Here is a 9183-nt window from a genome sequence, read left to right as displayed (position 1 = left end):
TGTCGATTCAGACACTGAACAAGCGCAAGCAGAAATGACAAGTGCTAATCAAGAAGTTAAGAAATTAGTAGATAACATTTCGAAAACCAACGGCAGTATTGAAGACTTAGCTCACGAATGTGTCAGTATATCTAGCGTTTTAGAAACCATTCAGTCAATCGCAGACCAAACCAACCTACTTGCATTAAATGCTGCAATTGAAGCAGCAAGAGCAGGAGAACAAGGCCGAGGTTTTGCCGTTGTAGCTGACGAAGTGCGGCAACTAGCTTCTAGAACCAAGTCTAGTATAGAGGAAGTGAACGACATCATGGCGAAATTACTAACCTCATCTAAACAATCAAGTGCATTTATGCAAAATTGCATGGAGCTAGGAAATGTGACTAGTACGCAAGCCGAAACGGCACTAAACTTGATGCAAAATGTGAAGTCCAATATAGCGCAAGTAGACGAAGTGACTAATGGTCTAAAAAAAGCAGTTGGTGATCAAACTAACTTAATTACCAATATCGCGAATTCGGTTCACCAATTGAGCTCAATCAGTGAACAGGAATTTAAACTAGTCGAATCTGTTTCCAGCGAAACTGAGCAATTAGAATTAATCTCTCATAAATTGGTCGATAGCCTGAGTAAATTTAGATGATATTTAAGCATGCCAATTAAACTCACACTTGCGGTGATGCTTTGGGTAGGAGCAAGCATCTTCGCACTTCTTTATATTGCGCAGAGCAAAGTCAGTAACTTCGATCCTGAGCAGCGATTGTTAACGGCCTCAATGACACAAGATTTTGATGAAGAAGTTAAAGCTACTTTTTCTGAATTGCAAAACTCACTTAACAAAACAGTGTTCCATTTAAATAGTGAAGACTGCTATTGCAGCAAGTTGTCAGAGACTCATATCCGAAAACTTAATAGTACTTTTAAACAAAGTGGCTATGAGGTAAAAACCATCGATCCGCTAAAGACCAATCAAATAAAAAAAGTCATCCCATCCTACCCAGCAATCATTATCTTTGATGAACAGGGTAACTTAGGTTATTTAGGACCTTATTCTACGGGTTATCTGTGTGGTGCAAGCAATAGTTTGATCGAACCAATAGCAAATACCATAGTCGCCAACAAGCATATGGGAGCCACTGTCATCGCTGATGGCGAAGGTTGTTACTGCCAAATCTGACCCTGCCAAAATCGTTAAGTCATTGTTAATCAAGCAGACTTTTGCATCTTCCCAACACAAAATTACAGCTAAAAATTTAAATTAAATAGAAAGTTTGACTATTCTTAAATTTCAACAATGGTTAACAATTCAATAACAATATTGAACCTTTAGTGATTTGGGAACGTAAAAACCTTCTATTTGATTAATCGACTAAAGCTTATTCACCGATTTTAAATTAATAGAGTTAGTCACTGCTACTTAAGGAAAAGTCTCTGATTAAAAAATTCTAAATATTATTTCCAACTTGCAGGTTGATTGGAGAAAGAAATGAACTCAAGTAATAAACCCTGGATTAGTAATGCAAATAGAGTAGTAAGCATTGTCTTACCGATACTTTTACTGATTAGTTTCGCTATCGCTCCCATTTATGGCACTTGGTTAGAGGCATTATTAGTTGGAATCCCCGCTACTGCAATCCCGTTATTAATGTTTAAAAAGCATGCTCAAACAGAGATTACTCAGCATATTGTAGCCATCAGCTTTATGCTTTTCTCTGCACTGCACATTCAACAAATGCATGGATTGGTTGAAATGCACTTTGGCATATTTGTGTTGATGTCTTTTTTAGCCTTTTACCAAAACTGGCGAATCTTCATCACAGCCGTAATCGTAGTTGCGGTGCATCACTTGAGCTTTTATGTTCTACAAAAGTCCGGTGCCCCGCTATTCATTATGCAGGACGAATATTTGTTATTAACGTTATTATTAGTCCATGCGGCTTATGCAATTGCACAAGGAGGAATACTCGCTTGGATGAGCAAAAGTAATGCTCAAAATACAATTGCTGCTGATGATTTGCTTAAAGGCGTAAATGGAATCGCGCTTGAATCTGGTAAATTCAACCTAAATAACCGAGCATCCAATCACTCTGTGAGCCCATCGATTATTGCCTTTAATCGACTTATTGATTCGTTTGAAAACATTGTCAATGAAGTTGAAACCTTTGGTAAAAGTATCGATCAAAATGCCAGTTCCACTAAAGCTGCCTCAAATGAGCTGCAAGACTTTAAACAAATCGTAAATAAAGAAATAGACGCGATTGCTAACTCATCCGAACATTTATCTCATTCAGCTTCAACAATGTCTCACCAAGCTATGGAGACCTATAAAGGCGCTAGCGGTGCTAAACATGATACACAACAAGCACAAACTGCAATGACAAATGCGAATAGTGAAGTTAACAAATTGGTGAATAACATCTCAAAAACCAGTAAAAGTATTGAGGATTTAGCACAAGAATGCGACAGTATCTCTAGCGTATTAGAGACGATTCAGTCCATTGCAGATCAAACGAACTTACTTGCATTAAATGCCGCAATCGAAGCCGCTAGAGCGGGTGAGCAAGGTAGAGGATTTGCAGTTGTTGCTGACGAAGTGCGACAACTTGCATCACGAACTAAAGCAAGTACGGGAGAAGTCAACGAGATAATGGCAAGGCTTTTATCGTCTTCGAAACAATCCAGTGCATTTATGCAAGAATGCATGACTTTAGGCAATACCACCAGCAAACAGGCAGAATCTGCCTTAGCATTGATGCAAAATGTTCAGGTAAATATCGAACATGTTGATAATGTCACGAATGGCTTAAAAGATGCGGTAGAAGAACAGACCAAGGTTATCGATACAATTGCTGTTTCAGTTAAGCAATTAAGTCATATCAGCAATCAAGAAGCTGCGCTAGTTCGTTCTGTATCTGATGAAACCCATGGATTAGAACATATTTCCAATGAGTTAATGCAAAGCTTAAACAAATTCAGGTGATATGAAGCATAGGTAAACAATATTGACGTACAAATCAAATCATAAACAAGATAAAAACGAATGGTTAGAACGTTTACAATCGTCAATCTTTGAAAATCAAAGTCGGCCAGAATCCAAGTATCTTCAATTGGCCACGGTAAACCAAAAAAATCATCCTGAAGTGAGAACGCTGGTTTTTCGGGAATGTTTGGAATCGTCGTCGACCTTGATAATGCACACTGACATTCGCAGCGACAAAATCAGTCAGATACATACACAAAATTGTGCTCAAATTTGCTGGTACTTCTCAGTTACGCGGGAGCAATATCGTTTTACTGGAAGTATAAAGATAATTGACGCTAGCCAAGATGACAAACAAAGTCAGCGGAAACAACATTGGCTATCACTTTCTACTCCAGCAAAAACGTCTTACTTTTGGCAAACACCGGGTGAAAGTTTAGCGTTAAACCAAGCAAAGCAAAGTGATGAAGTTAATAGATATAATATAATTAACGATGACAATGACTCAATTAGTGACAACTTTGCATTACTGAGCTTTGCGGTAAGTGAAGTAGATCACTTACAACTAAACACCACACCGCATACCCGCAAACGCTATCAATTAAAACATCACCTATGGCAAGAGGATACAATAAATCCGTAAATAATCGGAGCTTCCATAATGAATATAACTTAAGTTTAGTTATTACTCAGCGCTATTCTTCCTGTCTTGACAGCTTGTCGTTTTACGCCCAACTGTGGAGCTAACATAAAGATATCGCCATTGTTTCCAGTTAACGCCCTTGGGACATTTGACTGTTTAGCTAAATAAGCATTTCTTTGCATATGCATGTCTTCACCATGGGTAGGCACTGCTACTTGTGGGCGCACCCAGTTGTACATTAATTTCAGTTCCTCTTCACAAGGATGTCCGGATGCATGAATCGGTTTTTCAGTATCTGCGGATAAAATTGTGTTGATGTTGCGCGCTTTAAACGCTTTCAATAAAGTGTCTACCGCTTTTTCATTGCCTGGAATTATGATTGAACTAAATATTACCAAATCCCCATTATCCAACGACAAATCTCGATAACTATCCTGAGCCAACTGATACAATGCGGCACGGCTCTCCCCCTGACTACCTGTAGCAATCGCCAAGACTTCTGAAGGCGGCAAATAGCCACTGTGGTAGGAGTCAATAATAGCTAGATCATCCGGCCAATGCCCTGTTGCTTTTGCTGCCCCAACCGTATTTTGTAACGAACGTCCAAGTAATGCCAAATATCGCCCTGATTGTTTAGCTATTTTTGCCAACGTAATTAACCGCGCAATATTACTACTAAAGCAGCCTACCACCACACGACCAGGAGCGTTATCGATTAATTGTTTTAAGCCTTCGTAACACTTACCTTCGGATACCGAAAATCCACTTCGAGTTGCGTTGGTAGAATCGCAAACCATGGCCAAAACATTTTGTTTTCGTAATGCCTTAAACGATTGTTCTGAAAACTTTTTTCCTGTTACTGGACTGGCATCAATTTTCCAGTCTGCGGTATGAAACACAGTTCCAGCCTCAGTGCGGATGAGTAAACCATGTGGTTCCGGAATAGAGTGAGTGATCGGCATCCATTGAACATTGAAATGTCCCATATCGACTGTTTGCTCTGATATTACTTCAACAATTGGCATGTTTTGATTACCACTATTTTGCAGTTTTCGTCGCAATATTTCGGCAGTATAGGCAGTGGTATAGACTGGGCATTTAAAGCGTTGCCATAGGTAAGGTAAAGCACCGATATGGTCTTCATGAGCATGGGTGATAACGATACCAATTAAATTTTCTTTTTGACGGCTAATAAAAGTGGGGTCTGCGCAAACTACGTCATGTTTTTGTCCTATCGACACTCCATCTTTAACCGTTAAAGCTTCGTCAAAGGTGACTCCACAATCTACCATCAGCCATTGACCGTTATGACCATACAGATTCAAGTTCATGCCAATTTCCCCTGTACCTCCTAATGGCAGAAACCACAAATCTTGTTGGCTGGGAATGAAAGTTTGGATAATTATCGTCCTTAATTAAAGTCATATTCACTATTATGCACAAGCAAACTTAAAAGTTTTCTAAAAATAGTAATAATTACCTAAAACAAATGAAATCTGTATTGTTAGATTTTTTGCATTAAATCTGTCACAGTAGCTGTATATTATTTATACCGATTCGAGACGAAAACCATAATAATAAGCGCAATTGCTCCAATTTTTGGTTTCTTAGGTAATAAAACTACCATGAAATTTAAGGCTTGGAAAAATTAGCATTAACAGATCGACTTGGGGGAAATTATGTTTGTTTTGCGACTGAATAAATCAGGTATGCCACAAGCGTGGATTACACCAGAAGAAGCGGCCAAGTATTACGCACAAGATCGCGTGTTATTCGAGCTTGGTGACAACAAAAAAGTCATGCTCGGTGGTTGGAACAATCAAGGGATCCAGAGCCGCATTCAACTTTCTTCAATTATCGGCTGTGAAGGTAAAGTCACCAATATGGATGGCAAGATTTCCCTTTGTAATCGTTATTTATTTCGACGCGATAACTTTCTTTGCATGTATTGCGGTCAATCATTTAAATCTTCACAACTGACTCGAGACCATATTATACCTCGATCCCGTGGTGGCAAAGATGTATGGACAAATTCCGCTACGGCCTGCACGCGTTGTAATTGCCACAAAGCGGCTCGTACGCCTGAGGAAGCAAACATGTCGCTTATTGCAGTACCATTTGCGCCTAATTTATATGAACGGTTTTATCTCATGAATCGCCGAATACTAGCCGACCAAATGGCCTTTTTGGGTAATCATTTTTCGCAAAATCGAAGTTGGCTAGATCAGATTTACTAACATCTAGTCGTTAAAATAGCCGATTGAACTGATAAAACATTTTTTCATGTTTTCCATTCTTGCCTTTTACATGCGCGCAATTGTTGTTTGCAAAATACAAAGGCTATATTTCTCTACAACAAAACCGCTTATTTGGTTTACACTATCGATAATTAATTCACAGTAAAAGGGTTTTTTCTCGCGTGTCTATCCGCAATATTACTGGTCATTTGACTGGCACAATTTCTGTAATTTTCTATTTTTTCAATACGATTTTTTGGGTTATTCCCATTGTGCTACTTTCTTTTTTGAAACTTATTCCGATTAAATCGTGGCAAAAATTAGTGAGTTATCCACTAGATGGCTGCGCCACTGCATGGATTAGTATTAATAATTTAAACCAGAAAATAACCTCTCGTACCACGTGGGAAGTAGAGGGTGTTGAACAATTAACTCTTAACGATTGGTATTTAGTCATCTCAAATCACCAATCTTGGGTAGACATTTTAGTTTTACAGCGTGTATTTAATCGCAAAATCCCGTTTCTAAAATTCTTTTTGAAGAAAGAACTCATATGGGTACCATTTCTTGGGATCGCTTGGTGGGCATTAGACTTTCCATTTATGCGTCGATATTCAAAGTCATTTCTAGCTAAAAATCCGCATTTGAAAGGCAAAGATATGGAAAGTACCCGTAGAGCTTGCGAAAAGTTTAGTACGAAACCTGTCAGTATTATGAACTTTGTCGAAGGCACGCGGTTGACTGAAGAGAAACTCGCGAAAATCAATGGCCCGTTCAAGTACCTTTTGAAACCCAAAGCAGGTGGAATGGCATTTGTGCTCAGTGCAATGGGTGACCAATTACATAAATTGCTAGATGTTACGATTTATTATCCACAAGGTATTCCCACATTTTGGGATTTTGTGTGTGGTAAAGTGAATAAAATACAAGTTAACGTTCGGATTTTGTCGATTGAAGATATTCTCAATAGTGACGCATTCGCCATGGATTATTTTGATAATCCAGAGCAACGTGTCCGCTTCCAACGTTGGTTAAATCAATTATGGTCAGAAAAAGACCAAACCCTTACGAACATGTCTGCGAGTAGTTAAAGCATTATGTTGAGTTTCATCCCTGCATTTTTGATGTTTCCACTTCACTTTACGTTACAAATGCTCAATCTAAGTTTTTGGGCTGTGTTAATCATTATATTGGGCTTAGTTAAGTTTTTACTGCCGTTTAAATGGGTAGCGAAAGTGCTCAGTCCCATTATGCATTTCATGATGTTTGCTTTTGGTATCATCAGTGTAAAATTGATCCGAATGACTAATAAAGTGCAATGGGACTGCAAAGTAAACGGTGAATTGAGCAAAAATAGTTGGTATCTGATGATGCCGAATCATCTGAGTTACTTAGATATTATTTTGCTAATTGAATTTGCAGCGTCACGCATTCCAGCACCAAAATTTTTCCTTAAAAAGGAACTCATTTGGTTGCCTTTTGTGGGCTTGGGTGCATGGGCTCTTGGCATGCCATTCATGCAACGTTATAGTCGCGATTTTGTGGCAAAAAATCCGCACCTGAAAGGCAAAGATATTGAAACCACTCGTAAATACTGCAAGAAATTTCAGTCGACGCCGACGACTGTCATCAATTTCGTAGAAGGCTCTAGGTTTACTCCGCAAAAACGCCAAGCGAAATCCAGTCAATATCACAACCTGTTACCCCCCAAAGCCGGTGGTGTGGCCTTTACACTAGCTGCCATGGGCGAGCAATTTACCAATATTTTAGACGTCACCATTTTATATCCAGAAAATAGTAAGCATCCGATGATGGATATGTTGTCGGGTAGGTTAACGCACGTTTTTGTGCAAATTGATGTACTCCCGGTCACAGAGGAAGTCATTGGCGATTACTTTAATGATGATGAATTCAAAGGTCGATTTCAGTTGTGGCTGAATAGCGTTTGGTCTAACAAAGACAAATTTATATCACAATTAGGTAGCACTAAATAATGCTTGAGCGCGAAAAAGTAAAAGATTGGCTGATTACCAATTTAAGTACTATTGATGCTGGTATCACTGAACAAAGCTGGCTTTATCAAGGATCGGCGATATTACTATGTTTGTCAGTCGCTATCGTTGCATTCATTTTAACTCGATTGCTATTACGCGGAAGAATTTCAAGAATCGTAGCGCTAAGCCGCAATAATTGGGATGATGAACTGCATAAACATGGCTTTTTTCGACGCATAGGACATATTGTCCCGGCTTTGGTGATTTTCTTGCTAACGCCAGTACTAATTGAAGAGTCGAATATTTTTTATTCGTTTATCCAAAAGACCATGGTGATATACATTGCAGTCGCCGTCGTTTGGTCTTGCAGTGCACTATTCAACACGATTGAGGACGTCTATAACGCGTCAGACTTAGCAAGACGTGCTCCCATTACTGGGTTTATTCAAGTCGCGAAATTAATGATTGTGATAATCGCAATTTTACTCATTATCTCAAACCTTCTGAATAAATCCCCATTGCTGTTATTGTCAGGATTAGGTGCCGTAACCGCGATATTGTTGTTGGTGTTCAAAGACACAATCTTGGGATTTGTGGCCGGTATACAAATCGCGGCAAATCGTATGGTAAATACTGGAGATTGGATTGAACTACAAAAATACGGTGCAGACGGCGAAGTATTGCAGGTAGGTTTAACTACGGTCAAAGTGCAAAACTGGGATAAAACAATCTCGACCATTCCTACTTATACTTTGATTAGTGACTCGGTTAAAAACTGGCGAGGGATGTCTGAGTCTGGTGGTAGAAGAATTAAACGAGCGATTAAGATTGATATAAACAGTATACAATTTTGTGATGCAGAAACGCTTTCCCAATATAAAAAGATTCGCTATATCAGCGACTATATTGATGCAAAAGTAGAACTCTTACGTGAATATCACAATTCCCAAAACATCGACGAGCAAGACCTTTTAAACAGTCGCAGACTTACAAACGTCGGTACCTATAGAGCATACGTAAATGCGTACTTACAACACCATATGCAGCTCAATAAAGACATGACCATGATGGTCAGGCAACTCGCTCCGACTGAAGCAGGCTTACCCTTAGAGATTTATTGTTTTTGTGCCGATAAAAATTGGATTAACTACGAAGGCGTACAAGCCGATATTTTCGACCATTGTTTGGCAATGCTTCCAGTGTTCAATTTAAGAGCTTATCAAAGAGTCAGCGATAAATAATTAAACATCGTAAAACGTCTCACCTTTCATACTGCAATAAAAAAGCGCTGAGTATAAATTAGCATCTACTAATGATGCCAATTCATACTCA

At 39.0% G+C, this 9183-nt stretch carries 9 protein-coding genes; 8 read left to right on the top strand and 1 reads right to left on the bottom strand.

The window, feature by feature from the left end; all coding sequences use genetic code 11:
• From GLIP_RS21185 to GLIP_RS21170, 4 genes are all read left to right on the top strand, one after another.
• Positions 1-640, top strand: a 640-nt coding sequence (locus GLIP_RS21185; RefSeq protein WP_040523715.1) for a methyl-accepting chemotaxis protein, incomplete at its 5' end; no start/stop codon positions are given.
• A 9-nt stretch (positions 641-649) separates the two neighbouring features.
• Positions 650-1174, top strand: coding sequence for a DUF6436 domain-containing protein (locus GLIP_RS21180; protein ID WP_008846786.1), 525 nt, complete (start codon positions 650-652; stop codon positions 1172-1174).
• Positions 1175-1483: 309 nt separating this feature from the next.
• Complete coding sequence (locus GLIP_RS21175; RefSeq protein ID WP_008846784.1) at positions 1484-2977, top strand: methyl-accepting chemotaxis protein; 1494 nt, start codon at positions 1484-1486, stop codon at positions 2975-2977.
• A gap of 22 nt (positions 2978-2999) precedes the next feature.
• Positions 3000-3620, top strand: a complete 621-nt coding sequence (locus GLIP_RS21170) for a pyridoxamine 5'-phosphate oxidase family protein (RefSeq protein WP_008846783.1) — start codon at positions 3000-3002, stop codon at positions 3618-3620.
• 35 nt (positions 3621-3655) lie between these two features.
• Here the strand turns inward: GLIP_RS21170 and GLIP_RS21165 are convergent, their stop codons facing one another.
• Positions 3656-4951, bottom strand: coding sequence for a ribonuclease J (locus GLIP_RS21165; RefSeq protein WP_008846782.1), 1296 nt, complete (start codon positions 4949-4951; stop codon positions 3656-3658).
• Positions 4952-5299: 348 nt separating this feature from the next.
• Between GLIP_RS21165 and GLIP_RS21160 the strand changes: the two genes are divergently transcribed.
• From GLIP_RS21160 to GLIP_RS21145, 4 genes are all read left to right on the top strand, one after another.
• Positions 5300-5857, top strand: a complete 558-nt coding sequence (locus GLIP_RS21160; RefSeq protein ID WP_008846781.1) for an HNH endonuclease — start codon at positions 5300-5302, stop codon at positions 5855-5857.
• Between the two features lie 182 nt (positions 5858-6039).
• A complete protein-coding gene (locus GLIP_RS21155) occupies positions 6040-6948 on the top strand; it encodes an acyltransferase (protein WP_008846780.1) in 909 nt (302 codons plus the stop codon).
• A gap of 6 nt (positions 6949-6954) precedes the next feature.
• A complete protein-coding gene (locus GLIP_RS21150) occupies positions 6955-7851 on the top strand; it encodes an acyltransferase (protein ID WP_008846779.1) in 897 nt (298 codons plus the stop codon).
• Complete coding sequence (locus GLIP_RS21145) at positions 7851-9092, top strand: mechanosensitive ion channel family protein (protein WP_008846778.1); 1242 nt, start codon at positions 7851-7853, stop codon at positions 9090-9092. The genes GLIP_RS21150 and GLIP_RS21145 overlap by 1 nt, the downstream gene beginning before the upstream one ends.
• Positions 9093-9183: the final 91 nt, after the last annotated feature.

Source organism: Aliiglaciecola lipolytica E3 (assembly GCF_000314975.1).
In the GTDB taxonomy this organism is placed as follows: domain Bacteria; phylum Pseudomonadota; class Gammaproteobacteria; order Enterobacterales; family Alteromonadaceae; genus Aliiglaciecola; species Aliiglaciecola lipolytica.
Note: the sequence above shows the minus strand (reverse complement) of the source record. Positions and strands in the feature narration are given on the sequence as shown.